Raw genomic sequence first — 1,401 nt, 5'->3', positions numbered from 1 at the left:
AGAGACAGGAATTAACGTAATGAAGATGAGCCGCATCTTCATAGTAGGCATACATGAATTCCGAACAGACGATGGCTATTTCGATTGATCGTTTTTCATAATAACGCGTCGTCGTCCGGATCGGTATATGTGAGACATCCAATTGATCTAGTAGTGACGCTTGGCTATTTTGTCGGTAACGTGTCGTCGTGTTATTAGAAGTTCGAACCGTCGGCAGTCGCAAGACGTCTAACTGACGGAGTTTTTCGAGTGCATCTTTACTTGCGGTCGTCGCGCTCGTCAGCCGTTTTTTCTCTTCGCGGACCCAGTTCAGTTGTTGCATGATTTGTCGTTTCCATTTTTGATCACTCACACGTAAACACCCTTCCTCTTTTCAACTCTTTCTTAGTCTACGGAAGCAGTTCAAAGGCTACTTGAAGGACTTGCAAGGTTTTTGTAAAGACTTCATGAAGCTTTTTTGGATTTTCCTTACATTCCAGTTCAGTCAACCTGTATTTCCTAGGAAATCGACCGCTTTCACTTTCTTGTCCGTGGAAGTCATTCACATGTTTTCAAAAACGAATCCTATGCCCCCTGATTGTTTTGGATTTAAAAAACGGGGAAACATTACTACGTATTGATAAAAGGAGATGACTGGACATGTTAAACGAAAAAAATCATGATTTACCAGATGAAAAGGCAGACGTTGGTCTTCACCCGAATCCTGATCCAGCTGAGACATCCGATCCCGGAATCAAGCCTGCGGAAACACAACATCCGGATCCTGATCCTGAAGAGCTCGAGCGCGATCGAAAAGATTCATGAATCTTACGCCATTGAAAAAGAGGTTGCGGAAATGATTCCGCAACCTCTTTTGGCATATTTACTTCACTTTTACTAATAGTTTCCCCGTGTTCGACCCATCGAACAAGCCAAGGAAAGCATCTGGTACACGATCGAATCCTTCAAAGATCGTTTCTTCGTATTGTAACTTTCCTTCACTAACCCATTGACCGAGTTGCTCAGCCGCCTCCTTGAATCGTTTGCCATAATCGCCCACTAAGAAACCTTGCATGCGCGCACGCGCGATGATTAATTTCGATTGAACACGTGGACCGATGTCCTGTTGTGCGTTATATCCAGAAATGGCACCGCAGACTGGTACCCGCGCGAATGGATTGAGTCGATCAAGAACTGCATCACCGATTTCCCCACCGACGTTTTCAAAATAGACATCGATGCCGTCTGGACATGTCCGGTCTAACGCTTCCCGGATGTCTTCCGTTTTATAATTGATGACTTCATCAAAACCAAGATCTGCTTTCAAGTGTTGTAGCTTTTCGTCACTTCCTGCGATTCCGACGACACGTGCGCCTTTGATTTTAGCGATTTGACCAACGATCGATCCAACAGCCCCTGCTG

2 protein-coding genes and 1 pseudogene are annotated in these 1,401 nt (G+C 44.9%); 1 reads left to right on the top strand and 2 read right to left on the bottom strand.

Annotated features, from left to right (window positions below; genetic code table 11):
* Positions 1-352: pseudogene (locus F8N00_RS17955) on the bottom strand (glycosyl transferase); the annotation flags it as partial.
* Positions 353-639: 287 nt separating this feature from the next.
* Between F8N00_RS17955 and F8N00_RS17950 the strand changes: the two are divergent.
* Positions 640-804 (top strand): hypothetical protein, encoded by a 165-nt coding sequence (locus tag F8N00_RS17950; protein WP_421018741.1) that lies wholly within the window; start codon positions 640-642, stop codon positions 802-804.
* 58 nt (positions 805-862) lie between these two features.
* Here F8N00_RS17950 and F8N00_RS17945 read toward each other — a convergent pair.
* The coding region (locus F8N00_RS17945) for a zinc-binding dehydrogenase (RefSeq protein ID WP_421018740.1) at positions 863-1,401 on the bottom strand (539 nt) is incomplete at its 5' end.

Origin of the sequence: Exiguobacterium sp. A1_3_1 (assembly GCF_048985645.1) — a bacterium.
GTDB lineage: Bacteria > Bacillota > Bacilli > Exiguobacteriales > Exiguobacteriaceae > Exiguobacterium_A > Exiguobacterium_A indicum.
Note: the sequence above shows the minus strand (reverse complement) of the source record. Positions and strands in the feature narration are given on the sequence as shown.